This window comes from Stenotrophomonas sp. HMSC10F06 (assembly GCF_001807865.1).
GTDB lineage: Bacteria > Pseudomonadota > Gammaproteobacteria > Xanthomonadales > Xanthomonadaceae > Stenotrophomonas > Stenotrophomonas bentonitica_A.
This window is the reverse complement of record NZ_KV791300.1, coordinates 1-24,286: the sequence shown is the minus strand read 5'-3', so window position 1 is coordinate 24,286 and position 24,286 is coordinate 1. Positions and strand designations below refer to the sequence as shown.

Genomic DNA, 24,286 nt, shown 5'->3' with positions numbered 1-24,286 from the left:
CTTTTCGTTTCCGTCAACACCTTCTTTCGAAGAAGTTGAAGTCCTGTTCCTTCGCGGTTGCCGCCTTGCGGTGGCCCCTGCGTCGGGGGAGGGAAAGTATGTCCCTATCCGCATCGTTTGTGAAGGGGGTAAGCGACATTTTTTCACGTCGCCTCCCTCCCATTCATGCTGGAAGGGGGCCGGATCGCCCGGACCCCTTGCGCCACCTAGGCCGCGACCAGCAGGACGCGTGCGAAGGTGCGCTTGCCGACCTGCAGCAGGCCTTCAAAACCGGGCGCGAACACCTGCTGGGCGTCCTCCACCACCTCGCCGTCCACCTTTACCGCACGCTCTTTGAGCTTGCGGGACGCTTCGGAGTTGCTCGGGGTGAGCCCGGCAGCGGTCAGCAGCGCACCAATCCGCAGGCCTTCGGCCGGAATGGTCACTTCCTGCAGCGGCAGCAGGGTCACATCGCCCTGCCCGGTCACGGCGGCATTCCAGCCGGCGATGGCCTGCTCGGCCGCGGCGGCGTCATGGAAGCGGGTGGTCAGCTCACGGGCCAGGCGCAGCTTCACCTCGCGCGGGTTCAAGCCACCCGCCTCGACCTGTTCGCGCAGGGCCTTGGCCTCGGCTTGGCTGATATCAAAGGAGAGCAGCTCGATCCAGCGCCACATCAGGTCGTCGCCGATCTTCATGGTCTTGGTGACGATGTCGATGGCCGGCTCGCTGATACCAATATAGTTGTTGAGCGACTTGGACATCTTGGCCACGCCGTCCAGGCCTTCCAGCAGCGGCATGGTCAGCACGATCTGCGGCTTCTGCCCGTAGTGCTCCTGCAGGCCACGGCCCATCAGCAGGTTGAACTTCTGGTCGGTACCGCCCAGTTCGACGTCCGCTTCCAGCGCCACCGAGTCGTAGCCCTGCACCAGCGGGTACAGGAACTCATGCAGGGCAATGGACTGCTGGGCGGCATAGCGCTTGGCGAAGTCATCGCGCTCGAGCATGCGCGCCACGGTGTGCTGGCCGGCCAGGCGGATCATGTCGGCGGCGGCCATCTTGCCGAACCACTCCGAATTGAAGCGCACTTCGGTCTTCTCGCGGTCCAGCACCTTGAACACCTGGTCTTCATAGGTACGCGCGTTGGCGAGCACATCTTCCTTGGTGAGCGGCTTGCGGGTGACGTTCTTGCCGGACGGGTCGCCGATCATCCCGGTGAAGTCGCCGATCAGGAAGATCACCTGGTGGCCAAGGTCCTGGAACTGGCGCAGCTTGTTCAGCAGCACGGTGTGGCCCAGGTGCAGGTCCGGGGCGGTGGGGTCGAAGCCGGCCTTGACCCGCAGCGGACGGCCGCTTTCCAGACGCTGGCGCAGTTCGTCGGATTTGAGGATCTCATCGGCGCCTCGCCCGATCAGGGCAATGGCTTCTTCAATCGAGGACACGTGACAACTCCCGGCAATGCCTTATTTATATGAATGACGTTAAGTACAAGTTAACCGCAGGTGCTTCACAAAAGCCAATAGGCACAAGGGTTTGACGCGGTATTTATACCTGTCTATGTTACCGACGTTTGGGCCCGCGCTCCCGGGCCAGCCAGGAACAGACCGACGATGCTCAATTCCGATCAAGGCCGCGCGCGCAAGCAGCGCTTCAAGGAACGTCTCCACGTCCTCCACGACACCGCCCTCCATCGGAAGCTCAAACAGCATCTTCCCGCGGCCTTCAACCAGCGCTGGACCCGCCGCCACTGGATGCACGCCAGCCTGTTCGCCACCATCGGCGCCCTGGTGGCCACGATCGTCCCGGGCTTCTCGCACACCATCGACTCGCCCTACTCGGTCAGCCATTCGACCCTGGCGCTGCCGTTGCCGCCGCTGTCGCTGGAACGCCAGCAGCAGACCCCCGGCGACAGCTGGCAGGTGCTGCGCGTGCAGCGCGGCCAGACCCTGAGCAATCTGTTCGACCAGGCCGGGATCCCGGCCACGGTGATGCACCAGGTGCTGGAGCACCCCGGTGTGCGCGAGTCGCTGACCAAGCTGCGCCCCGGCGCGGAGATCGCCTTCGACCTGCCGCTGTCCGGTGAGTTGCGCACGATCCGCTTCGACCGTGATGCCGACAACCGCGTCGAGCTGTCCCTGGCCGGCGACAAGATCACCGAGACGGTGAGCAAGCGCGAGACCTCCACCCGCCGGGTGGTCGCCAGTGGCGAGATCACCAGTTCGCTGTACGCCGCCGCGCGCAAGGCCGGGCTGTCGCCCTCGGCGATCGCGACGATGACCGACGAGATCTTCAAGTACGACATCGACTTCTCCAAGGACCTGCAGCCCGGCGACCGTTTCAGCGTGGTGATGGACGAAACCTGGCGCGAAGGCGAGAAGGTGGACACGAGCAAGATCCTCGCGGCGACCTTCAGCTCGGGTGGCAAGACCTACAGCGGCTTCCGCTTCGACCGCAACGGCAAGTCCGAATACTTCGATGCCAGCGGCCGCCCCCTGAAGAAGAGCTTCATCCGCATGCCGATCCAGTTCGCGCGCTTGAGTTCGAGCTTCGGCGCGCGCAAGCACCCGGTGCTGGGCAAGATGCGCATGCACAAGGGCGTGGACTACGCCGCGCGCACCGGCACCCCGATCATGGCCGCCGGCGATGCCCGCGTGCAGTTCGCCGGCGTGCAGCGCGGCTACGGCAACGTGGTGATCCTCGACCACGGCCGTGGCCACACCACGCTGTACGGGCACATGTCGCGCTTTGGCAGCATCAAGACCGGCCAGCGCGTGGCCCAGGGCACCGTGATCGGCTACGTCGGCTCGACCGGCATGGCCACCGGCCCGCACCTGCATTACGAATTCCGCGTCAACGGCGTGCACCGCAACCCGCTGTCGGTGACGATGCCGCCGCCGGAGCCGCTGCAGGGTGCCGAGCTGGCCGCCTTCCGTGCGCAGACCGCGCCGGCACTGGCGCGCATCCAGGGCATGGAGAAGCTGATCTACGCCGACGCCAGCCCGGCGCCGGCTGCCACGTCGGCCGATACGGCCACCGCGAAGGCCGGCAAGCCGGTCAAATCCAACCGCGGCTGATCGCATCGATTGACGGCGGCAACGGGTTGCGCGGAAGCTGCATGCAACCCGTTGGACCGCCTGGCCATGACCTCTGCTGTTGATCCCACCACCCCGCTCTACCTGGGCCTGATGTCCGGCACCAGCGCCGACGGCATCGATGCCGCGCTGGTGCAGTTCCCCACCGAGGGCGGCTGCCGCTTTGTGGATGGCCTGACCCACGCGTGGGATCCGGCGATCCGCGCCGAACTGATTGCCTTGGGCGAAGGCGGCACGATCACCTCGCTGGACGCGCTGGGCCGGCTCGATGCCGAGGTCGGGATCACGTTCGCCGCGGCTGCCAACCGGCTGCTGGACAGCGCGCGCATCGACCGCACCCAGGTGCACGCCATCGGTTCGCACGGGCAGACCGTACGCCATCGGCCGCTGGCCGATCCTGCCTTCACGATGCAGATCGGCGACGCCAACCGCATCGCCGAATTGACCGGCATCACCACCGTGGCCGATTTCCGCCGCCGCGATGTGGCCGCCGGCGGCCATGGCGCGCCGCTGATGCCGGCGTTCCACCTGGCGATGCTGGGTGACAGCGACGAAGACCGCGCCGTGCTCAACCTGGGCGGCATCGGCAATCTCACCTTGATCCCGCGCCAGGGCACCCCGCGCGGCTTCGATACCGGCCCGGCCAATGCGCTGATGGATGCCTGGTGCCAGCGCCACCGCGGCGAACCGTTCGACGCCGACGGGGCATTCGCGGCCAGCGGGCAGGTCGATACGGCGCTGCTGGCGCGGTGGCTGGCCGATCCGTGGTTTGCGCTGCCGCCGCCCAAGAGCACCGGGCGCGAACAGTTCCACCTGGACTGGGCGCAGGCGCAACTGGGTGAGGGACAGGTCTCCGGCGCGGATGTGCAGGCGACCCTGCTGGAGCTGACCGCCGCGACGGTGGCCGATGCGCTGTTGGCGCACCTGCCGGGCGCGCAGCGGGTGCTGGTCTGCGGCGGTGGCGTGCGCAACCCGCAGCTGCTGCGGCGCCTGGGCGCACGCCTGCCGGGCGTGGTGATCGAGTCCAGCGCGGTGCACGGGCTGGATCCGGATTATCTGGAAGCGATGGGGTTTGCGTGGTTGGCGCAGCGCACCCTGGCCGGGTTGCCGGGCAATCTGCCGAGCGTGAGTGGCGCGCGGGGGCCGCGGATTCTGGGGGCGATCCACCCGGCCTGAGGCGCCACGGCGGCGGGCGCTGCGTGCGGCAATGATCGCCGATGCGCGGCTCGGCGCGTGCCGCCGTTACAGCCCCTGCGCGTCCGGCAGCGCCTGCAGTGCCGCGATGGCATCGGCGAGCGCATCGACTTCGGGATCGTGGAAGCCGCTGCGGACCTCCAGTTCGCTGGCGAACAGGCCTTGTTCCAGCAATGCCACGCAGGTGTCCTCGCGGGACCAGCCACGCGCCACTGCGATGCGGCGGATACGTTCCAGCAACAGCGGGTCCATATCCCGCAGCAGTAGATCAGCCATCGTTCTCCCCGTTGGCGCGCCGCCATCCCCGCAACGACTGTGCCGGCATGATCCATCAGGCTCTGCCGGCACGCAAACCACTCAGGCCGAGCTGCGGTCCCGGATCCGTGGCCACAGCCAGATCAGCAGCAGCAGGGTCGGGATGACCGTCGTGGCGCTGAGGATGAAGAAGGTGCTGTACGAGCTCGCCTCCACGATGTAACCGGAGACGCCGCCGACGAACTTGCCCGGCAGGTTGGCCAGCGAGACCAGCAGCGCGTACTGGGTGGCGGTGAAGTTGCGGTCGGTCAGCGAGGACATGAAGGCGACCAGCACCGTGCCGGCGAAGCCTTGGAACAGGTTGTCCGCGCTCAGCGCCGCATAGAACGCCCACAGTTGGCCCGGATTGTGCGCCATCAGCAGGAACGCCAGGTTGGACAGCGCCACGCCCAGCGCGGCGACCAGCAACATGCGGCGAAAGCCGAATGCAGCCACCGCGATGCCGCCGAGGAATGCACCGCCGATGCCCATCCACACGCCGAACAGCTTGGAGACGGTCGCGATGTCGGCCTTGGTGAAGCCCGAATCCAGATAGAACGGACCGGCCATCACCCCGATCACCTGGTCCGGGAATTTGTAGAGCCCGACGAAGGCCAGCAGCACCAGCGCCAGCACCACGCCATTAGTGCTGAAGAAGCTGGCGATCGGCTGCCAGAACGCGCCGAAGAAATCGATCCGGCGCTGGATGCGCACCTCGGGCTGCTCCGGCTCGCGGCACAGCAGCGTGGTGATGATCGGCAGGATCATCAACGCAGCCATGGCCAGGTAGGCCACGATCCAGCTCTCGAACTGGGCCAGGTACAGCGCGCCCGCGCCGGCCAGGATCAGGCCGATGCGATAGCCCAGCGTGTAGGTCGCGGCAAGCGCCGCCTGGGCACTCTCGGGTGCGATCTCGATGCGGTAGGCGTCCACCACCGAATCCTGGGTCGCGCCGGCGAACGAAGCCACCAGCACCCACAGCACCAGCGGGGTGACGCCGAGTTCGGGCCGGACGAAGGCCAGCGCGAACAACCCGCCGGTGACGCCGATCTGCGAGGCCAGCAGCCACGAGCGGCGCCGGCCCAGGAAGCCGATCAGCGGGAACGCGTAGCGGTCGATCAGCGGGGCCCAGACGAACTTCATCAGATAGAAGAAGCTGGCCAGGCTGATCAGCCCGATGCTGCCCAGGTCCAGGCCGACATCCCGCAGGCGGGTGGACAGCGTCTGCGAGGCGATCAGCAGGAACGGCAGGCCGCTGCCGAAGCCCAGGAAGGCCATCGTCAGCGCCGAGGGCGTACCGAAGGCGCGCTTGATCCCGGCCCAGCCCTTGTAGGACACCGGCTCGACCGCTTCGGTCATGGGGCGTAGTCCACCGTGAACGGCGCATGGTCGGAGAAGCGTTCATCGCGATAGACCGAGCAGCTGCGCAACCGGTCACGCAGGCCCGGGCTGACGAACTGGTAATCGATGCGCCAGCCGACATTGTTGGCGCGCGCCTGGCCGCGGTTGCTCCACCAGGTGTAGTCCTCGCCCTGCGGGTGCAGCAGGCGGTAGGCATCGGTCCAGCCCTGGCCGGCGGCGATGTCCAGTGCCTGGTCGGCATCCACGCACTGGCCGTTGAGCCAGTCGCGTTCGGGCGGCAGGCAGCCGGAGTTCTTCTGGTTGGATTTCCAGTTCTTGATGTCCAGCGCGGAACGCACGATGTTCCAGTCGCCGCACAGCACGTAGTCGCGGCCACTGGCCAGCCAGCCGGCCAGGATCGGGCGCAGCCACTCCATCACTTCGTACTTGAAGCCCTGGCGCAGATCGCCCGAGCTGCCCGAGGGGATATAGAAGGAGACCACGCTGAGGTTGCCGTAGCGGGCTTCGATGTAGCGGCCTTCATCGTCGAACGGGGCCCAGCCCAGTGAGGTGATCACCTGGTCCGGCTCGCGCTTGCTGTAGATCGCCACGCCGCTGTAGCCCTTCTTGGTGATGGCGTCGCGGTAGAAGCAGTGGTGCCCGTCCGGGCGGAACATCGGGTCGGTCAGCTGGTCTTCCTGGGCCTTGGTTTCCTGGATGCACAGGACGTCGGCGTCCTGGGCGCGGAACCACTCGAGAAAGCCCTTGGTGGCGGCGGAACGGATGCCGTTGGCGTTGAAACTGATGATGCGCATGCTGACCCGGGTCTGGAACGATACCCGCAAGAGCATACCGTTTCGGCCCTTGCAGGGGCTGGCTGGAAACGGACGCGATTACTGCCGCCGGGGCCTTTGCGGGTCGTCTCGTCGCCCTGTGCGACAACGGGCCACAGGGCGCGGCAAGCGGAAAAGTGCGGCCATGCATTACGATTTGCGCTCCAAATGAATTGAATTGAGTCTTGATGAGCGACCATCGCCACCGTTTCCTGCAACTGGCCCTGACCGCCGATGCCCTGCGTTTCGGCCAGTTCACCCTGAAGTCCGGCCGTCTGAGCCCCTACTTTTTCAATGCCGGCCGGTTCGATTCCGGCGCGCGCATGTCCCAGCTGGCGGCCTGCTACGCCGATGCCGTGGAAGCGACCGGTCTGAAGTTCGATGTCGTGTTCGGCCCGGCCTACAAGGGCATTCCGCTGGCCACCGCGACCGCCTGTGAATTCGCCCAGCGCGGCCGCGACCTGCCGTTGTCGTTCAACCGCAAGGAAGCCAAGGACCACGGCGAAGGCGGCAACCTGATCGGCGCCGACATGAATGGCAAGCGCGTGCTGATCGTCGATGACGTGATCACCGCCGGCACCGCGATCCGCGAGGCACTGGCGATCATCAAGGGCGCCGGTGGCACCCCGGCCGGCATCGTGGTGGCACTGGACCGCCAGGAGATCGCCTCGGAAACCGACCGCCGTTCGGCCGCACAGGCCGTGGCCGAAGAAGCCGGGATTCCGGTGGTGGCCGTGGCCACGCTGGCCGACCTGCTTGATTTTGCCTCCGGAAATCCGGAACTTGTCGGCTACCGGCAGCCGCTGGAGGACTATCGTTCCCGCTACGGCAGCCGTCCTACGCGTTGAGAGCAGGGGGCTTTCACCATGTCCAGGTTTGCCACGTTCACCGTTGTCGGCCTGTTGCTGGCCATGCCGCTGTTGCCTGCCCAGGCGCAGAAGCGCGCGGCCGATGCGACGCCGAAGAAGCTGTACTGCTGGAACAAGGGCAGCGAGCGCATCTGCAGTGATGCGCTGCCCCAGGAGGCGGTGAACAACGCGCGCGAGGAGTTCAACCTGCGCAGCGGCATGCGCAGTGGGGAAGTGCAGCGCGCGTTGACTGACGAGGAACGCGCCGATGCTGCGGCGCAGGCCGCGCAGCAGCGCCTGGACCTGGCCGCCGAGCAGACCCGCCAGCGTACCGAGCAGGCGATGCTGGCCACGTACGAGAGCGAGGACGACCTGCGCCGGGTGTTTGCCGAGCGCAGCGGCATCCTGGACAACAACATCCATACCGCCAGCTACAACGTGGCCAGCGTGCGTGATGCGCTGGTCACGTTGTTGGCCACTGCCGGCAACCGCGAGCTGGATGGGCAGCCGGTACCGGACAAGCAGGCCGCGCGCATCCGCGAACGGCATGCCGAGCTGGTGGCGCAGCGGCGCATGCAGGCGTCGTTCGAACAGCAGCGCCAGGCGCTGGACGTGGAGATCGAGAGCACGCTGCAGCGTTATCGGTTGCTGAAGGGTGTGGTGAGCGATCCGCGCGGGTAAGGGTGGAGGTGCGATAGCGTTGAAACGAAGGCGGCCTTTGGGTCGCCTTCTCTGTTTTCGTCCTCGCGGCAGGCCCGGAGCGCGCTCTGAACTTTTCCGCAAGCAGGAGCGGTGAGTTGGTCGGGCGCTGGGACGCGACGCCCTTGCCGGCGAATGTCCCCCGGCGTCGGCCTGCGGCCGCCCCCTCCTCCTTGATTTCGCCCACAAGGGCATCGCGCCCCACGTGTACAGACCACTGGCGGCCAACAGCAAGTTCGCTGTCTCGCACGCGTATCGCACGCTGAGCTCCGTAGCGGCCGGCAGGTCCCTGGGCAAAATCAAGGAGGAGGCCGTCGCCGCCAGGCGGCGGCCGGGGGACATTTGCCGAGGGGCCTGCCGGTCGCTGCGGGGCGTAACGCTCGCGGCAGGGAAGCACCTTTTTATGCACTTTTTACGGGAGCCGTAGGTTTCGGGCGTGGAGCGTTTATGCCGGGCAGGCGGACCATGAGCGCCTGACGTGGAGTGGTTCCACCTGGACGTCCCATGAGCCCGTATCTGCCTGTGTTCCCTGCCACCGGTGCGCCCCGCACCGCCGCCCTTCTTTCCCGCGTTTGAGGCCACAACCATGTCTGCCTGGCTTTCCCTGCTGTGCGGCGTGCTGGTGCTCGTTGCCGCCGCCTATCTGCTGTACGTCGTGCTTCGGCCCGAAACCTTCTGACCGGAGCCGACCATGACCGAGATCCTGTTGATCCTGCTGGCCAGCATCGTGCTGGCCTTTCCGCTTGGGCTGTACCTGGCCCGGGTGATGCGCGGTGGCCCAATGCGTGGCGATGCGCTGTTCGGGCTGGTTGAAAAACCCCTTTACCGGCTGCTGGGAGTGAACCCGGCGCGCGGCATGTCCTGGCGTGGCTACGTGGGCGCCTTCCTGCTCAGCAACGTGGTGATCGCGGTGCTGGTGCAGGCCGTCTTCATGACCCAGGCCTGGCTGCCGTTCAATCCGGACCAGATCCCCAACATGCGCTGGGATACCGCGCTGCATACGATGGTGTCGTTCCTGACCAACACCAACCAGCAGCACTATTCCGGGCAGGCGCAGCTGTCGTATTTCTCGCAGATGACCGCGATCACCGGGCTGCAGGTGGTGACGCCGATGATGGGCCTGGCGCTGGTGGTGGCCACGTTGCGTGCGCTGTTCGGCGCGCGCCCCGAGGATGTGCCGGCCGACCAGGCTGCGCTGCTGAGTGCGGACCGCCGCGTCGATGTGGGCAATTACTACGCCGATGTGGTGCGCTCGAGCGTGCGCTTCATGCTGCCGCTGTGCCTGCTGTGGGCGCTGCTGCTGACCAGCCAGGGCGTGCCCGCCACCCTCGCCGGCGGTCCGCAGGCCACGCCGATCGACGCCTCGGCCGGCATGGACACGCAGAAGCTGCCGCTCGGGCCGGTCGCGGCGATGGTCGCGGCCAAACAGCTGGGCACCAACGGCGGTGGCTGGTACGGCCCCAACAGCGCGATGCCGCTGGAGAACCCGACCCCGCTGTCCAATGCGCTGGAACTGATCGGCATCCTGCTGATCCCGATCGCGGTGATCTTCATGCTCGGCGCGTTCACCGGGCGCAAGCGCCTGGCCGGGCTGGTGTTCGGCTGCATGCTGGCGATGTCCAGTGTGTCGATCGCCGCCACGGTGTGGCTGGAAGGACACTCGGCCACTGCGGCCAGCCCGCTGCTGATGGAGGGCAAGGAAGTGCGCTTCGGTGCCGATGGCACGGGCTTGTGGGCCGCGATCACCACCCAGGTATCCAACGGTTCGGTCAACGGCATGCATGACTCGCTCAGCCCGCTGGCCGGCGCCGTGCCGATGGTCAACATGCTGGTCAATGCGATCTGGGGCGGCATCGGCTGTGGGCTGCAGCAGTTCATCGTGTACCTGCTGCTGGGCGTGTTCCTGGCCGGCCTGATGACCGGCCGCACCCCGGAACTGTTCGGCCGCAAGCTGGAAACGCCGCAGGTGCGCCTGCTCGCGCTGCTGGTGCTGCTGCAGCCGATCACCATCCTGGGCTTCACCGCGTTGACCCTGGCGATCCCGTCGATCACCGGCACCTCCAACCCCGGCTTCCACGGCATCAGCCAGGTGTTCTACGAGTACACCTCGGCGTTCGCCAACAACGGCTCGGGCTTTGAAGGCCTCGGCGATGCCACGGTGTGGTGGAACCTGAGCTGCACCCTGGTGCTGCTGCTGGGCCGCTACCCCGTGCTGGTGATCCCGTTGATCGTGGCCGCGCAGCTGGCGGCCAAACGGCGGGCGCCGGAATCGGCCGGCACGCTGCAGATTGAAACCCCGACCTTCGCGCTGACCCTGATCGCGCTGATCGTCATCCTCACCGTATTGCAGTTCATGCCGGCGCTGGTGCTGGGCCCGGTCGCCGATCACCTGTCGCTGACGCTGCACTGAGACCGCCTTCCATGAGTACGTATCCGTTGAACGTTTCTTCCCATCGCCGCCAGCGCGTGCTCGATGGCGCCGGCTGGCGCCGTGCCCTGCGCGACGCCGTCATCAAGCTCTCGCCCCGGCACCTGCTGCACAGCCCGGTGATGGCCGTGGTGATGGTCGGCACAGTGGTCAGCGCCCTGGTCACGCTGACCGGCAATGCGCCGCTGGGCTTCGGCCTGGCGGTCACCGCGATCCTGCTGCTGACCGTGCTGTTCGGCAACTTCGCCGAGGCGGTGGCCGAAGCGCGCGGCCGGGGCCAGGCCGCCTCGCTTAGACGCGCCCGGCAGGACCTCAGCGCGCGCCGGTTGGCGGCCGCGCATGCCGGGGCCAGCGAGACCCAGGTCCCGGCGGCCGAACTGCGCCCGGGCGATCATGTGATCGTCAGTGCCGGTGAATTGATCCCGGCCGATGGCGAGATCGTGCAGGGCCTGGCGACCATCAACGAAGCGGCGGTGACCGGTGAATCGGCGCCCGTGCTGCGCGAGGCCGGTACCGACCGCAGTGGCGTGATCGGTGGCACCAAGGTGTTGTCCGACCAGATCATCGTGCGCATCACCGCCGAGCCGGGCCACAGCTTCCTGGACCGGATGATCGCACTGGTGGAAGGCGCGAACCGCCAGAAGACCCCGAACGAGGTCGCCCTGACCCTGCTGCTGGCGGCAATGACGCTGACCTTCCTGGTGGTGGTGGCGACGCTGCCGGCGATCGGGGCGTTCGTTGGCGTGCAGGTCGATCCGCTGCTGCTGATCGCGCTGCTGGTGTGCCTGATCCCAACCACCATCGGCGGCTTGCTGCCGGCTATCGGCATCGCCGGCATGAACCGTGCGCTGGCCGCCAACGTGCTGGCCAAGTCCGGCAAGGCAGTGGAAGTGGCTGGCGATGTGGACGTGCTGCTGCTCGACAAGACCGGCACCATCACCTACGGCGACCGCCAGGCCACGCACTTCCATGCACTGGCCGGTATCGACGCCAGCCAGCTGCGCGAGGCAGCGCTGCTCTCCTCGCTGGCCGACCCGACCCCGGAAGGCAAGTCGGTGGTGCGGTTGGCGCGTGAGCAGGGCTGCACCACCGCCGAGCCGGACCATGCGGACTATCTGGCCTTCAGTGCGCAGACCCGCATGTCCGGTGTGGATCTGGACGGCGGGCGCCGCATTCGCAAGGGCGCCTCCGATGCGATCACCGCGTATGTGCGTGAGCTGGGCGGCACCGTGCCGTCGGAGCTGCCCGGGCGCGTTGAGCAGGTGGCGCGCAATGGCGCCACCCCGCTGGTGGTATGCGAAGGCCGGCATGTGCTGGGCGTGATCGAGCTGTCGGACGTGGTCAAGCACGGCATGCGCGAGAAGTTCGCGCAGCTGCGCGCGATGGGCATCCGCACGGTGATGATCACCGGCGACAACCCGCTGACCGCTGCGGCGATCGCGGCCGAGGCCGGCGTGGACGATTACATCGCCGAAGCCCGCCCCGAAGACAAGCTGGCCCGCATCCGTGCCGAGCAGGCCGGTGGGCGGCTGGTGGCGATGGTCGGCGACGGCACCAACGATGCACCGGCGCTCGCCCAGGCCGACATCGGGCTGGCCATGAACTCCGGTACGCAGGCCGCCAAGGAGGCCGGCAACATGGTCGATCTGGATTCGGATCCGGCCAAGCTGCTGGCGGTGGTGGAAGTGGGCAAGCAGCAGCTGATCACGCGTGGTGCGCTGACCACCTTCTCGCTGGCCAACGATGTCTCCAAGTATTTCGCGATCCTGCCGGCGCTGTTCGCCTCCACCCTGCCGGCGATGGCGGCGTTGAACGTGATGCACCTGTCCAGCCCGCGCAATGCGGTGCTGGCGGCGCTGATCTTCAATGCCCTGGTGATTCCGGCGCTGATCCCGCTGGCGCTGCGCGGGGTACGTTTCCGCCCGGCCACGGCCACCGCGCTGCTGCGCCGGAACATGCTGGTGTACGGCCTGGGTGGTGTGCTGCTGCCGTTCGCGGCCATCAAAGTGATCGACCTCTTCCTTGTCTCGGTATTCGGCGCATGAACCGCTCGCTTGCTACGTCCGCTCCCCGCTCGGCGCGCAGCCGCGCTGCCGCCTCCACCCAGCTGCAGCAGGACAGCACCTGGCGCCCGGCCCTCGTGCTCGGCGTGAGCAGCCTGCTGCTGCTCGGGCTGGCCTATGCCGTGGCCACCACCAGCGTGAGCCGGCTGCTGTTTCCGGCGCAGGCCGATGGCAGCCTGCTGATCCGCGGTGGGCAGGTGCGCGGCTCGCAGCTGATCGCGCAGCCGTTCGTCGGCGATGGCTACTTCCAGGCGCGGCCGTCGGCGGCCAGCTATGACCCGATGGCAGCGGCCGGCAGCAACATGGCGCGCAGCAACCCGGCGCTGCAGGAGCGCGTGCAGGCCGCCATCTCTGCGGTGGCCACACGCGAGGGCGTACCCGCTGCGCAGGTGCCCGGCGATCTGGTCACCCAGTCCGGTGCGGGCATGGACCCGGAGATCTCCCCGGCCGCCGCGCAGGTGCAGATCGCCCGGGTGGCACGCAGCCGTGGTCTTCCGGTCGATCGCGTGACTGCACTGGTGCAGGCCAACACCCTGGGTCCGCAATGGGGCGTGTTCGGCCAGCCGCGGGTCAACGTGATGACGTTGAACCTGGCGCTGGATGATCTCAAGGCACGGCCGTGATGCGGGGATCGCGCGAACCGGCGCACAATCTCCGCCCATGAGCGACTCCCGTACCCGCCAGGCCGATGCCCTGGTCGACACCCTGCAGCGCGAAGCCGGCGGCAAGCTCACCGTATTCCTGGGTGCGGCCCCCGGCGTGGGCAAGACCTTCAGCATGCTGACCCGCGCGCATGAGCAGCTGCGCCGCGGCGTGGACGTGGTGATCGGGCTGGTGGAAACCCACGGCCGCGCCGAGACCTCGGCACTGCTGGCGGGCCTGCCGCAGGTACCGTTGTTGCAACGCGAGTACCAACAGCACGCGCTGGAAGAAATGGATCTGGACGCGGTGCTGGGGCGTCGCCCGGCCCTGGTGCTGGTCGACGAACTGGCGCATCGCAATGTGCCCGGCAGTCGCCATGAACGGCGCTGGCAGGATGTGATGGAACTGCTCGATGCCGGCATCGACGTGTGGACGACGGTCAACATCCAGCACCTGGAAAGCCTCAACGACGTGGTCATGCGCATCACCGGGGTGCGCGTCAGCGAGACCGTGCCGGATGCGGTACTCGACCGCCTGCACGACATCGTGCTGGTGGACCTGCCGCCGCGCGAACTGATCGAGCGCCTGCAGCAGGGCAAGGTCTATGTGCCGGAGCAGGCGGCGCAGGCGCTGCAGGCATTTTTCTCGCCGGCCAACCTGACCGCACTGCGCGAATTGGCGATGCAGGAAGCCGCCGACCGCGTGGACAGCAGCCTGCGCGAGACCCGTGCCGCGCGCGGCGAAGGCAACCTGCCGCTGCGCCGCCGCGTGCTGGTGGCGATCGATGGCGGCGGCCAGAGCGAGTACCTGGTGCGGGTCGGCCGGCGCATCGCCGAGCGGCGCGATGCGCCGTGGACGGTGGTGACGGTGCAGGCGCGCGCGCACGACGAGCAGACCCGGCGCGAGATCGATGCCGCCTTCGCCCTCGCCCGCCGCCTCGGGGGTGAGGCCGAACTGCTGCATGGCTCCAGCATCGCCGATGCGCTGCTCGATCACGCCGCACACAACGGGGTCTCCACGCTGGTGCTGGGCCGCACGCGCGAGCGGCCGCTGGCGCGCATGCTCAACCGCACGCTGACCCAGCAGCTGATCCGTCGTGGCGCACATTTCGAGATCACCATCATCGGCACACCACAGGCGCGGGCGCGGGCGCGGCGGTCGGGGCTGTTCATTCCCAGCCGCAGCGCCGGCAAGGACGCGCTGCTGGCGCTCGGCGCCACGGCGGCGGCCTGCCTGGTGGCGCTGGTCGCCGAGCGCTGGATCGGGCTGTACGACCTGTCGATGGTGTTCATCGTGGCGGTGGTGATGGTTGCCGCGCGCAGCCGCACCAGTGCGGCGGTGATCGCCGCCGCGCTGTGTTTCCTGGCCTACAACTTCTTCTTCATCGCGCCGCGCTTCACCTTCGCGATCAGTGCGCGCCAGGGCGTGATCACGGTCTTCCTGTTCCTGGCCGCTGCCTTGGTGGCAGGGCGGTTGGCCTCGCGCCTGCGCATGCAGGTGGTCGCGTTGCGCGCGGCCAACCGGCACGCGCATGCGCGCCAGGCACTGGGGCGGCAACTGGCCAGTGCGGCGAGCAACGAGCAGGTCGCGCAGGCCGGCCGCGAGGCACTGGAACAGGCGATGGACGCCCCGGCATGGCTGCGCATCGGGCAGTACACCAGTGCCAGCGGCAGCGCCGCACCGGGCGACACCGATCTGGCCGCGGCCGACTGGGCGCACCGGCACGGCCAGCCCAGCGGACGCTTCACCGATACCCTGGCCGGTGCTGGCTGGTGGTTCCTGCCGCTGCTGGACGGCGACGACCGCGCGATCGGCGTGGCCGGCATGCGCTTCCCGCGCGAGGCACCGCGGCTGACACCGGAACAACGGCAGCTGGCCGAAGCGATGGTGGACGACATCGCGCAGGCCGCGCTGCGCACCCAACTGGTGGCCGATCTGGAAAAGGCGCATGTGAGCAACGAGACCGAGCGGCTGCGCTCGGCGTTGCTGTCCTCGGTCTCGCATGACCTGCGCTCGCCGTTGGCAGCGATGATCGGCTCGGCCGACAGCCTGTCCAGCTACGCCGATGCGATGGACGCCAGCGACCGGCGCGCCCTGCTGGACACCATTCTGGTGGAAGGCGAGCGCCTGGACCGCTACATCCAGAACCTGCTGGACATGACCCGGCTGGGCCATGACGGGCTGCAGATCAACCGCGACTGGATCGGCGTGGACGAGCTGGTCGGCTCGGCCGCGCGCCGCCTGCAGCGCTATCAGCCCGATGTGCTGTTGAAGCTGGACATACCCGCTGAGCTGGCGCCGATCTGGGTGCATCCGGCGCTGGTTGAACAGGCCGTGTTCAACGTGATGGAGAACGCCGCCAAGTTCTCCCCGCCCGGCGCGGCGGTGGAGGTGCAGGCACGGTTGGTCGAGGGCGAATTGCGCATCGACGTGCTCGATGCCGGACCGGGCATCCCGGACGAGGAGCGCGCGCGCATCTTCGACATGTTCTACAGCGTGGAACGCGGCGACCGTGGCCGGCATGGCACCGGGCTGGGCCTGACCATCTGCCAGGGCATGATCGGCGCGCATGGCGGCAGCGTACAGGCGCTGCCGGGCCGCGACGGACGCGGTACCCTGATCCGCATCACCCTGCCCTTGCTGCATCCCCACCCCGCCGATGACAACGACGATTCCTGAGGCTTCCCACGGCGTGCCCCCGGCGCGCGTGCTGGTGATCGACGATGAAGCGCAGATCCGGCGCTTCCTGGAGATCAGCCTGCGCGCGCAGGGCTACCGCGTGTCCCAGGCCGCGACCGGCCAGGCCGGGCTGGAAGCACTGGTCGGCGAAGGGGCGGATCTGGTGATCCTGGATATCGGCCTGCCCGACATGGAAGGCCATGAGGTACTTGGCGAGCTGCGCCAGTGGAGCCAGGTGCCGGTGATCATGTTGACCGTGCGCGCCAGCGAGACCGAGAAGGTGCGGGCGCTGGATGCCGGTGCGAACGACTACGTGACCAAGCCGTTCGGTACGCAGGAGCTGATGGCGCGTGTGCGTGCACTGCTGCGCTCGCGCACGGTCTCCAGCGAAGGCGTGCTGCCGCAGTTCGATGATGGCCACCTGCATATCGATCTGCTCCGGCGCGAAGTGCACCTGGACGGCGCGCCGGTGGCGTTGACCCGCAAGGAGTACGCACTGTTGTCGCTGCTGCTGCGCAACGCCGGGCGGGTGGTGACCCAGCCGCAGATCCTGCAGGAGATCTGGGGACCGACCCACCAGCACGACACCCACTACCTGCGGATCCTGGTCGGCAAGCTGCGCCACAAGTTGGGCGATTCGGCGCTGGATTCGCGCTATCTGTTCACCGAGCCGGGCGTGGGGCTGCGCTTCAAGGGGTGATCGACGGCATCCACGCATGGCGTGGATCTACATGGGCATGGCATGGATGTACATGCGCGTGGCGCAGATGCACGGTAGTGCCGGCCGCTGGCCGGCTCCACGTCACGTTCAAGGAATGCGAAGCGCCGGCCAGCGGCCGGCACTACCGCTGATCGCCACGGTCGGTACCCACAGATCAGAAGCCCAGTTCAACACCCGGCAGCAGCGGTTGCAGCTGCGCGCGGAACAGTGCCTTGATGCGCTCCAGTGCCGCCTCGTCGTCGGCTTCGAAACGCAGCACCAGCACCGGCGTCGTATTGGATGCGCGCACCAGGCCCCAGCCATCGGGGAAATCGGCACGCAGGCCATCGATGGTGGACAGGCGCGCGCCCGCGAACGGCGAGTCCTCCACCTGCACCGAGGAGACGAACAAGGACACCAGCGCGTGCGGGGTACCCGCATCGACCGGCACCTTCAACTCCGGGGTGGAGACGCTGTCGGGCAGCTCGTCGAGCACCTCCGACGGCGTCTCATCGCGCTGGGCCAGGATCTCCAGCAGGCGCGCGGCGGCGTACAGACCGTCGTCGAAGCCGAACCAGCGTTCCTTGAAGAAGAAGTGGCCGCTCATCTCGCCCGCCAGCTCGGCGTCGGTCTCGCGCATCTTGGCCTTCATCAGCGAGTGGCCGGTCTTCCACATCAGCGGGCTGCCACCGTTGCGCAGCACGTAGTCGGAGAGCTTGCCGGTGCACTTCACGTCGTAGATCACCAGCGCGCCCGGGTTGCGCATCAGCACGTCGGCCGCGAACAGCATCAACAGCCGATCGGCATAGATGATCTTTCCTTCGCGGGTGACCACGCCAAGCCGGTCGCCATCGCCATCGAAGGCCAGGCCGATATCCGCGTCGAAGCGCTTCACGGTCTGGATCAGGTCTTCCAGGTTGTGCGGATCGCTCGGGTCCGGATGGTGGTTCGGGAAGCTGCCGTCCACATCGCAGTACAGCGGAATGACCTCGGCGCCAATCGCCTCCAGCAGCGGCTGGGCCAGCTCGCCGGCAACACCGTTGCCCGCATCGGCCACCACCTTGAGCGGGCGGTCCAGCTGCACGTCATCGGCAATGCGCTGGATGTAATCGGCATTGACCTCGCGGGTTTGGAAGCTGCCCGGTTCTGATGCCACGTGCAGCTGCCCATCGCGGATGCGGTGGTACAACTCGGTGATCGCATCGCCGGACAGCGTCTCGCCGCCGACCACGATCTTGAAGCCGTTGTAGTCCGGCGGGTTGTGGCTGCCGGTCACCGCCACGCAGCTGCCGGCGCGCAGGTGGTAGCTGGCGAAGTACACCACCGGGGTCGGTGCGAGGCCGATGTCGGTGACGTTGCAGCCGGCGCGGCGCAGGCCTTCGATCAGGCCGGCGGTGAGTTCGGGGCCGGACAGGCGGCCATCGCGACCCACCACGATGTCGCGCAGGCCCTGCACCTGCAGGACCGAACCGATCGCCTGCCCGATCAGGGCGGCGACCTTGGGGGTCAGCTCGCGGCCGACCACGCCGCGGATGTCGTAAGCGCGGAAGATATCGGGGGCAACGGATTCGCCCGGCACGGACGGCGGCGGCGGTGCTGCCTCGTCGCTGGTGTCGACGGCCTCCACCGCAAGCGGTGCCTGGGCGAGGCTTTCGCTCAGGGTCGGGCCGGCGTCGGCGGCACCGTCATCCGCACCGCGGCGGCGCGGCAAGGGCACTTTGCCTTTGCCGAGCACCAGCAGCACCGCGATCAGCAGCAGCAACAGCGCCACGATCGCACTGGAGATCGCCCCCAGTCCCAACGGGCCCGGTTCGATGTCCGGCACCGCCGCAGACAGGCGCAGCCCACTGGTGCCGATCGGGCGCGCCAACGCTTCAGCGCCGCCGGACAGCGCGCGGCTGCCCTGTTCGACTACGTTGTGGTTGCCCTGGCGCAGTGCGAGGTAACCGTCGGCGGGCACGGCAACCTGATCGAACACGCCGGTCAAACGCAGCAATGGCTGGCGCACGTAAACGACCGCGGCACCCTGCGGGCCCAGATCGACGGCGGCCGCCAGGCCGAGGCGCTGCCCACCGGCATCGCGGACGACGCGGGCCACCGGCTTGTCATCTGCGATGGCGGCTTCGAGCAGCGCCAGGCGCGAGTAACCGAAGGCCTTCGGATCGGCGTAGGCCGCATCGAGATCGGCGGTCAGGACCTGGACGTCTTCCACGCCCGGCCAGCCTTCGCGGATGGCCACGGCCGCCCCCTGTGCGTTGCCGCTGGCCAGTGCACTGGCAACGGGCCCGGTCTTGAGCACCTTGCCGAACCTGCCCAGCTGACCCGTCACCGCCGTCTGCAGCCCCTCGACCACGCGGTCACGCGACTGTTCAAGCTCGGCGCCGACGGCCGCCTGGCGCCATTGGCGCACACCGCTCCACCCGAACCAGCCCGCCAACAGCACCAGCAGCACGGCCAACAGCGGCACCGAGCGCCCTGTCGTGAACCGCGGCCGTCCTTCCGCCTTCGCCTTGCTCATCAAGCTCCCCTGTCAGCGCACCCCGGTATGGCCGAATCCACCCGTTCCCCTGGCGCTGTCGGTGAAAGTATCCACTACCTGAAGCGCCACGCGTGCAATCGGCAGCACCACCAGCTGGGCGATGCGATCGCCGGGCTGCAGGGTGAACGGCTCGCGCCCCCGGTTCCAGGCGCTGATCAGCAGCGGGCCCTGGTAATCAGCATCGATCAGGCCGGTGCCGTTGCCCAGCACGATGCCGTGGCGATGGCCCAGGCCCGAGCGCGGCAACACTACCGCGGCCAGGTTCGGATCGGCGATATGGATCGCGATACCGCTGGGAATCAGCGCCGTATCGCCCGGCTGCAGGGTGAGCTCGGTTTCCAGCGCCGCGCGCAGGTCCAGCCCGGCGCTGTGTTCGGTGGCATAGGCCGGCAGCGGCCATTCGTCGCCGAAACGCGGGTCCAGCAGCTTGACCTGCAGGGGCTGGAGGGAGGAATCGATGGTCATGCGTGCAACCTCTGGGCAATCAGGGACAACAGTTGTTCGGCCAGCACGGCCTTGGAGGTGCCGGGGAACACCTGTTCGCCGCCCTGCCAGTAGGCCGTGGCCGCGTTTTCATCGCTTTCGAAACCGCCGGTGCTGATCCCGACCTGGTTGGCGATCACCAGATCCAGGCGCTTGTCCACCAGCTTGCCGCGCGCGTACTTCTCCACGTCGTGGGTTTCGGCGGCGAAGCCGACCACCAGCTTGAGCGCGTTGGTCTGCGCGGCGACCTCGGCCAGGATGTCCGGGGTGCGCACCAGCTCCAGGGTCAGGCTCTGGGTGCCGGCGGTCTTCTTGAGTTTCTGCGGGGCGACCTGGCGTGGGGTGTAATCGGAGACGGCGGCCGCACCGATATAGATGTCGGCCGGCAGTGCAGCGAGCACCGCTTCGCGCATCTGTGCGGCCGAGCGCACATCGACACGCTGCACACCGGCAGGCGTGGCCAGCTGGACCGGGCCACTGACCAGCACCACCTGCGCGCCGAGGCGGGCGGCGGCGGCGGCCAGGGCATAGCCCATCTTGCCGCTGCTGCGGTTGCCGACGTAACGCACCGGGTCGATGTCTTCATAGGTGGGACCGGCGCTGATCAGCACGCGCAGGCCCTTCAGTTCACTGGCGGCCGGCGGCTCGGCCGGGGCCGGTGCCTGCAGCGTGGCCAGCGCGGCCACGATCGCGTGCGGTTCTGTCAGCCGGCCGGGGCCGGATTCGCCTTCGGCCAGCGGGCCGTCTTCCGGCCCGATCACCTGGGCACCGCGCTCGCGCAGCAGGCCGATGTTGGCCTGGGTGGCCGGGTGCAGCCACATGCGGTGGTTCATCGCCGGGCACACGGTCAGCGGCGCGGTGGTGGCCAGGCACAAGGTGGTGACCAGGTCATCGGCGTGGCCATTGGCCAGCCGCGCGAGCAGATCGGCGGTCGCGGGCGCGACCACGATGCGGTCGGCCCAACGCGCCAGCTCGATGTGGCCCATGGCCTGCTCGGCCGCGCCGTCCCACAGGGTGGTGCGGGTCGGCTGGCCGGACAGTGCCTGGAAACTGAGCGGGGTGACGAACTGCTGGGCCCCGGCGGTCATCGCGACCTGCACCTGGGCCCCGGCATCGCGCAGGCGGCGCACCAGTTCCAGCGACTTGTAGGCAGCGATCCCGCCACCAACGCACAACAACAGCTTCTGGCCTTCCAACGGGCGCGCGGCCGCCGGAGAAGCCTGGGGGGAGTCAGCCACCTTGGGTGTTCCTGTCGAACCGAGGCGATTAGCTTACCCGATGGTCTGTAGGCCGCCTGATGCGCCAGCGGCATAAGGAGGCAGGTTTTCGTCATAAGCAACCGCCGGACTTGGCACGATTCCCTGCATTTACCGACACGATGGCGCCTGGTTCACCGATGGTGGCGGGCAAGGTATCGGCGGAGACTGAGGCCATGTCGATCCGAGACTGGCCCAGTGCCGAGCGTCCCCGCGAAAAGCTGCTGGCCCAGGGCGCCGGCGCCCTGTCCGATGCCGAGCTGCTGGCGATCTTCCTGGGCTCGGGGCTGCGCGGGCGCGATGCGGTGGAGACCGCGCGCGACCTGCTGCAGTCCCACGGCCCCCTGCGCAACCTGCTTGATCTGCCGGCCACCGCGCTGGCCGCCCTGCCCGGCCTGGGCCCGGCCCGCAGCTGCAAGTTGGTGGCCGGGCTGGAACTGGCGCACCGGCATCTGGCCGCCGAGCTGGCCCGGGGCGACAGCCTGCGCGACCCCGCCGCCGCCGGGCGCTACTTCAAGCAGCGGCTGCGGTCCCGTCCCAACGAAGTGTTCGCCGCGCTGTTCCTGGACAACCAGCACCGCACGCTGGCCTGCGAGGAGCTGTTCAGCGGCACGGTGGACGCGGCGGCGGTCTACCCGCGCGAGGTGGTCCGGCGCGCCCTGCTGCACAACGCGGCGGCGGTGATCGTCAGCCACAACCACCCTTCCGGCAGCGCCGAACCCTCGCTGGAAGACCGCCGGATCACCACGCTGCTGCAGCAGGCTCTGGCACTGGTGGACATCCGCCTGCTCGACCACGTCGTGATCGGCGACGGGGCCCCGGTATCGATGGCCGCGCGCGGCTGGATGGGCATCGCAGCGGCCTGATCCGGGCGTGAAACGCCGCCGCTCGGCCCCGGTTCAATGGATCGGGGTGGCTTCTGGGCTAAAATTGCCGATTCCGCCGCTCCAGTCCCAAAGCAGGCCTTGTGAAAAATCTCCTCCGCGCCCTGATCAGCCAAGGCATCGAAGCCTTGCGCGCCAACGGCACTCTGCCGGCCGATACCCTGACCCCGGAATTCGTGGTCGAACGCCCGAAGACCCGTGAGCACGGCGATTTCGCCACCAACGCCGCGATGCTGCTGGCCAAGCCGGCGCGCAGCAATCCGCGCGCCCTGGCCCAGGCGCTGCTTGATGCGCTGCCCAAGAGCGATGACGTGGCCCGCGTCGAGATCGCCGGCCCGGGCTTCATCAATTTCCACCTTGCCCCGAGCGCCTACCAGCGCGAAGCGGCCAGTGTGCTCAAGGAAGGCGCCGATTACGGCCACAACCTGAGCGGCAATGGCCGCACCGTGGGCGTGGAATACGTGTCGGCCAACCCGACCGGTCCGCTGCATGTCGGCCACGGCCGCGCGGCGGCGATCGGTGACTGCCTGGCACGCCTGCTGGAAGTGAACGGCTGGAACGCCAAGCGCGAGTTCTATTACAACGACGCCGGCGTGCAGATCGAGAACCTGGCGCTGTCCACCCAGGCACGTGCGAAGGGCCTCAAGCCCGACGACGCCGGCTGGCCGGAAGCGGGCTACCGCGGCGATTACATCGAGGATGTGGCCAAGGCTTACCTGGCCGGCGCCACCGTGGAACTGGAAGGCCATTCGGTGGTCGGCGAGCGCGACCCGGACAACCTCGATGCGATCCGTCGCTTCGCCGTGGCCTACCTGCGCAACGAGCAGAACCAGGATCTGGCCGCGTTCGGCGTGGATTTCGACATCTACTTCCTGGAAAGCTCGCTGTACAAGGACGGCAAGGTCGAAGAGACCGTCGCCCAGCTCAATGCGGCCGGCCACACCTATGAGGAAGGCGGCGCGCTGTGGCTGCGCTCGACCGACTTCGGTGACGACAAGGACCGCGTGATGCGCAAGTCCGACGGCACCTACACCTACTTCCTGCCCGACGTGGCCTACCACCTGAGCAAGTGGCAGCGCGGCTACGAGCGCGCGATCACCGAGCTGGGCGCGGACCACCACGGTTCGCTGGCGCGCGTGCGCGCCGGCCTGCAGGCGCTGGACGTCGGCATCCCGAAGGGCTGGCCGGAATACGTGCTGCACCAGATGGTGACGGTGATGCGCGGCGGCGAGGAAGTGAAGCTTTCCAAGCGTGCCGGCAGCTACCTGACCCTGCGCGACCTGATCGAAGAAGCCGGCCGCGATGCGACCCGCTGGTTCCTGATCGCGCGCAAGCCCGATTCGCAGCTGACCTTCGATATCGATCTGGCCCGCCAGCAGAGCAACGACAACCCGGTGTTCTACGTGCAGTACGCGCATGCCCGCGTCTGCAGCCTGCTGCGCCAGGCGCAGGAGAAGGGCCTGGGCTACACGCCGGCCGAAGGGCTGGCCGGGCTGTCCTCGCTGGGCGATGAGGCCTCGCTGTGGTTGATGGTGGAAATGTCGCGCTTCCCGGAAGTCGTCGAGGCGGCCGGCCTGGCGCTGGAACCGCACCTGATCGCGCAGTACCTGCGTGAATTGGCGCATGCCTTCCACACGTGGTATCACGGCACGCAGGTACTGGTGGCCGACGAAAGCGAACGCAACGCCAAGCTGACGCTGGCCTGCGCCGCGCGCCAGGTCCTGGCCAATGGTCTGAACATCCTGGGCGTATCCGCCCCGGAAAAAATGTAAGCAGTGGAGAAGCAGTAAATGGCAGCACGACGCGGCAAGAGCCAGGCACGGCGCAACAGCAACCAGGGCACCCCGGGATGGGTGTGGCTGGTCGCGGGTGTGGCGATTGCGGCCGTGGTGTTCCTGGCGGCACCCAACCTGTTCAAGAACGACGGTGACGGTTTCCTGCGGGTCGGCCCGCAGCCGGACCCGAACGCCCAGCCGGCCCCGGTGAGCGATGCCGACACCGACGTCGGCACCGAGCTGCCCAAGCCGGGTGCCGCCAAGCCTGCCGAGCCGGCCAAGCCGGCGGCGACGCAGTACGACTTCTACACCCTGCTGCCCGGCAAGGAAGTGGAAATGTCCGATGCGGAGCTGGCCGCAAGCGCACGCGCCGAAGACCAGCGCCGTGCCAAGGCCGAAGCGCAGCGCGCGCAGGCCGCGCTGGAAGGCCGCCCGTTGCCGCCCGCACCGGCGCCGACCAGCACCGCCGCGACCACTTCGCCTGCGGCGGTGAGCACCGCCCCGCTGCCGGCTCCGGTGGCGGAGCGCCCGGCGGCGACCACGGCTCCGGCGACGCCGCC

General features: G+C 68.2%; 19 protein-coding genes and 1 pseudogene. 13 read left to right on the top strand and 7 right to left on the bottom strand.

All coding sequences use genetic code 11. The features are described 5' to 3' along the window. Positions 1–206: 206 nt before the first annotated feature. Positions 207–1,418 carry a tyrosine--tRNA ligase gene (gene tyrS, locus HMPREF3113_RS14990; RefSeq protein WP_019183953.1) on the bottom strand — a complete coding sequence of 404 codons (1,212 nt, stop codon included), beginning with the start codon at positions 1,416–1,418 and terminating at the stop codon, positions 207–209. Between the two features lie 168 nt (positions 1,419–1,586). Between tyrS and HMPREF3113_RS14985 the strand changes: the two genes are divergently transcribed. Further along, on the top strand, positions 1,587–3,050 hold the full coding sequence (locus HMPREF3113_RS14985) for a M23 family metallopeptidase (RefSeq protein WP_046272990.1): 1,464 nt from the start codon (positions 1,587–1,589) through the stop codon (positions 3,048–3,050). 66 nt (positions 3,051–3,116) lie between these two features. Then, positions 3,117–4,244, top strand: a complete 1,128-nt coding sequence (locus HMPREF3113_RS14980) for an anhydro-N-acetylmuramic acid kinase (RefSeq protein ID WP_070473706.1) — start codon at positions 3,117–3,119, stop codon at positions 4,242–4,244. 66 nt (positions 4,245–4,310) lie between these two features. On the opposite strand, the gene HMPREF3113_RS14975 is transcribed toward HMPREF3113_RS14980, so the two are convergent. From HMPREF3113_RS14975 to HMPREF3113_RS14965, 3 genes are all read right to left on the bottom strand, one after another. Beyond that, positions 4,311–4,538 carry a hypothetical protein gene (locus HMPREF3113_RS14975; RefSeq protein WP_019183956.1) on the bottom strand — a complete coding sequence of 76 codons (228 nt, stop codon included), beginning with the start codon at positions 4,536–4,538 and terminating at the stop codon, positions 4,311–4,313. 81 nt (positions 4,539–4,619) lie between these two features. Further along, positions 4,620–5,915, bottom strand: coding sequence for an AmpG family muropeptide MFS transporter (locus HMPREF3113_RS14970; RefSeq protein ID WP_019183957.1), 1,296 nt, complete (start codon positions 5,913–5,915; stop codon positions 4,620–4,622). Next, complete coding sequence (locus HMPREF3113_RS14965; RefSeq protein ID WP_019183958.1) at positions 5,912–6,712, bottom strand: exodeoxyribonuclease III; 801 nt, start codon at positions 6,710–6,712, stop codon at positions 5,912–5,914. The genes HMPREF3113_RS14970 and HMPREF3113_RS14965 overlap by 4 nt, the downstream gene beginning before the upstream one ends. Positions 6,713–6,918: 206 nt before the next feature. On the opposite strand from HMPREF3113_RS14965, the gene pyrE reads away from it, so the two are divergent. The 8 genes from pyrE to HMPREF3113_RS14925 all read left to right on the top strand — a co-directional run bounded on the left by pyrE (position 6,919) and on the right by HMPREF3113_RS14925 (position 16,789). Next, positions 6,919–7,578 carry an orotate phosphoribosyltransferase gene (pyrE, locus tag HMPREF3113_RS14960; protein WP_046272987.1) on the top strand — a complete coding sequence of 220 codons (660 nt, stop codon included), beginning with the start codon at positions 6,919–6,921 and terminating at the stop codon, positions 7,576–7,578. Between the two features lie 18 nt (positions 7,579–7,596). After that, entirely contained in the window at positions 7,597–8,259 is a 663-nt protein-coding gene (locus HMPREF3113_RS14955; protein WP_070473704.1) for a hypothetical protein, read from the top strand. A gap of 604 nt (positions 8,260–8,863) precedes the next feature. Beyond that, on the top strand, positions 8,864–8,956 hold the full coding sequence (locus HMPREF3113_RS14950) for a potassium-transporting ATPase subunit F (protein WP_019183961.1): 93 nt from the start codon (positions 8,864–8,866) through the stop codon (positions 8,954–8,956). A gap of 12 nt (positions 8,957–8,968) precedes the next feature. Next, positions 8,969–10,687, top strand: a complete 1,719-nt coding sequence (gene kdpA / locus HMPREF3113_RS14945; protein WP_019183962.1) for a potassium-transporting ATPase subunit KdpA — start codon at positions 8,969–8,971, stop codon at positions 10,685–10,687. Between the two features lie 11 nt (positions 10,688–10,698). Then, on the top strand, positions 10,699–12,750 hold the full coding sequence (gene kdpB / locus HMPREF3113_RS14940) for a potassium-transporting ATPase subunit KdpB (RefSeq protein ID WP_070473702.1): 2,052 nt from the start codon (positions 10,699–10,701) through the stop codon (positions 12,748–12,750). Beyond that, on the top strand, positions 12,747–13,391 hold the full coding sequence (gene kdpC, locus HMPREF3113_RS14935) for a potassium-transporting ATPase subunit KdpC (RefSeq protein ID WP_070473700.1): 645 nt from the start codon (positions 12,747–12,749) through the stop codon (positions 13,389–13,391). The genes kdpB and kdpC overlap by 4 nt, the downstream gene beginning before the upstream one ends. A gap of 37 nt (positions 13,392–13,428) precedes the next feature. Beyond that, complete coding sequence (locus tag HMPREF3113_RS14930; protein WP_070473698.1) at positions 13,429–16,089, top strand: sensor histidine kinase; 2,661 nt, start codon at positions 13,429–13,431, stop codon at positions 16,087–16,089. After that, positions 16,070–16,789 carry a response regulator transcription factor gene (locus tag HMPREF3113_RS14925; protein ID WP_070473697.1) on the top strand — a complete coding sequence of 240 codons (720 nt, stop codon included), beginning with the start codon at positions 16,070–16,072 and terminating at the stop codon, positions 16,787–16,789. The genes HMPREF3113_RS14930 and HMPREF3113_RS14925 overlap by 20 nt, the downstream gene beginning before the upstream one ends. 175 nt (positions 16,790–16,964) lie before the next feature. On the opposite strand, the gene HMPREF3113_RS14920 is transcribed toward HMPREF3113_RS14925, so the two are convergent. The 3 genes from HMPREF3113_RS14920 to coaBC are packed head-to-tail and all read right to left on the bottom strand — an operon-like array spanning position 16,965 to position 21,049. Beyond that, positions 16,965–19,307, bottom strand: coding sequence for a phosphomannomutase/phosphoglucomutase (locus tag HMPREF3113_RS14920; protein ID WP_083279841.1), 2,343 nt, complete (start codon positions 19,305–19,307; stop codon positions 16,965–16,967). Between the two features lie 12 nt (positions 19,308–19,319). Continuing rightward, on the bottom strand, positions 19,320–19,793 hold the full coding sequence (dut, locus tag HMPREF3113_RS14915; protein WP_046272982.1) for a dUTP diphosphatase: 474 nt from the start codon (positions 19,791–19,793) through the stop codon (positions 19,320–19,322). Next, a complete protein-coding gene (gene coaBC, locus HMPREF3113_RS14910; RefSeq protein ID WP_070473695.1) occupies positions 19,790–21,049 on the bottom strand; it encodes a bifunctional phosphopantothenoylcysteine decarboxylase/phosphopantothenate--cysteine ligase CoaBC in 1,260 nt (419 codons plus the stop codon). Before coaBC ends, dut begins: the two co-directional genes overlap by 4 nt. A 194-nt stretch (positions 21,050–21,243) precedes the next feature. Here coaBC and radC point away from each other — a divergent pair, with 194 nt between their 5' ends. The 3 genes and pseudogenes from radC to HMPREF3113_RS14895 all read left to right on the top strand — a co-directional run. Next, positions 21,244–21,933, top strand: coding sequence for a RadC family protein (gene radC / locus HMPREF3113_RS14905; RefSeq protein WP_070426457.1), 690 nt, complete (start codon positions 21,244–21,246; stop codon positions 21,931–21,933). Positions 21,934–22,034: 101 nt separating this feature from the next. Continuing rightward, on the top strand, positions 22,035–23,723 hold the full coding sequence (gene argS / locus HMPREF3113_RS14900; RefSeq protein ID WP_019183971.1) for an arginine--tRNA ligase: 1,689 nt from the start codon (positions 22,035–22,037) through the stop codon (positions 23,721–23,723). 18 nt (positions 23,724–23,741) lie between these two features. Continuing rightward, positions 23,742–24,286 (top strand): annotated as a pseudogene (locus tag HMPREF3113_RS14895) (sporulation protein); the annotation flags it as partial.

Bases quoted from the DNA above. Each gene is read 5' to 3' on its own strand.
- HMPREF3113_RS14955 (WP_070473704.1), top strand. From the start codon at position 7,597: ATGTCCAGGTTTGCCACGTTCACCGTTGTCGGCCTGTTGCTGGCCATG.
- HMPREF3113_RS14950 (WP_019183961.1), top strand. From the start codon at position 8,864: ATGTCTGCCTGGCTTTCCCTGCTGTGCGGCGTGCTGGTGCTCGTTGCC.
- kdpB (WP_070473702.1), top strand. From the start codon at position 10,699: ATGAGTACGTATCCGTTGAACGTTTCTTCCCATCGCCGCCAGCGCGTG.
- kdpA (WP_019183962.1), top strand. From the start codon at position 8,969: ATGACCGAGATCCTGTTGATCCTGCTGGCCAGCATCGTGCTGGCCTTT.
- HMPREF3113_RS14930 (WP_070473698.1), top strand. From the start codon at position 13,429: ATGAGCGACTCCCGTACCCGCCAGGCCGATGCCCTGGTCGACACCCTG.
- dut (WP_046272982.1), bottom strand. From the start codon at position 19,793: ATGACCATCGATTCCTCCCTCCAGCCCCTGCAGGTCAAGCTGCTGGAC.
- radC (WP_070426457.1), top strand. From the start codon at position 21,244: ATGTCGATCCGAGACTGGCCCAGTGCCGAGCGTCCCCGCGAAAAGCTG.
- HMPREF3113_RS14925 (WP_070473697.1), top strand. From the start codon at position 16,070: ATGACAACGACGATTCCTGAGGCTTCCCACGGCGTGCCCCCGGCGCGC.
- HMPREF3113_RS14920 (WP_083279841.1), bottom strand. From the start codon at position 19,307: ATGAGCAAGGCGAAGGCGGAAGGACGGCCGCGGTTCACGACAGGGCGC.
- kdpC (WP_070473700.1), top strand. From the start codon at position 12,747: ATGAACCGCTCGCTTGCTACGTCCGCTCCCCGCTCGGCGCGCAGCCGC.
- HMPREF3113_RS14965 (WP_019183958.1), bottom strand. From the start codon at position 6,712: ATGCGCATCATCAGTTTCAACGCCAACGGCATCCGTTCCGCCGCCACC.
- HMPREF3113_RS14985 (WP_046272990.1), top strand. From the start codon at position 1,587: ATGCTCAATTCCGATCAAGGCCGCGCGCGCAAGCAGCGCTTCAAGGAA.
- HMPREF3113_RS14980 (WP_070473706.1), top strand. From the start codon at position 3,117: ATGACCTCTGCTGTTGATCCCACCACCCCGCTCTACCTGGGCCTGATG.
- HMPREF3113_RS14970 (WP_019183957.1), bottom strand. From the start codon at position 5,915: ATGACCGAAGCGGTCGAGCCGGTGTCCTACAAGGGCTGGGCCGGGATC.
- pyrE (WP_046272987.1), top strand. From the start codon at position 6,919: ATGAGCGACCATCGCCACCGTTTCCTGCAACTGGCCCTGACCGCCGAT.
- HMPREF3113_RS14975 (WP_019183956.1), bottom strand. From the start codon at position 4,538: ATGGCTGATCTACTGCTGCGGGATATGGACCCGCTGTTGCTGGAACGT.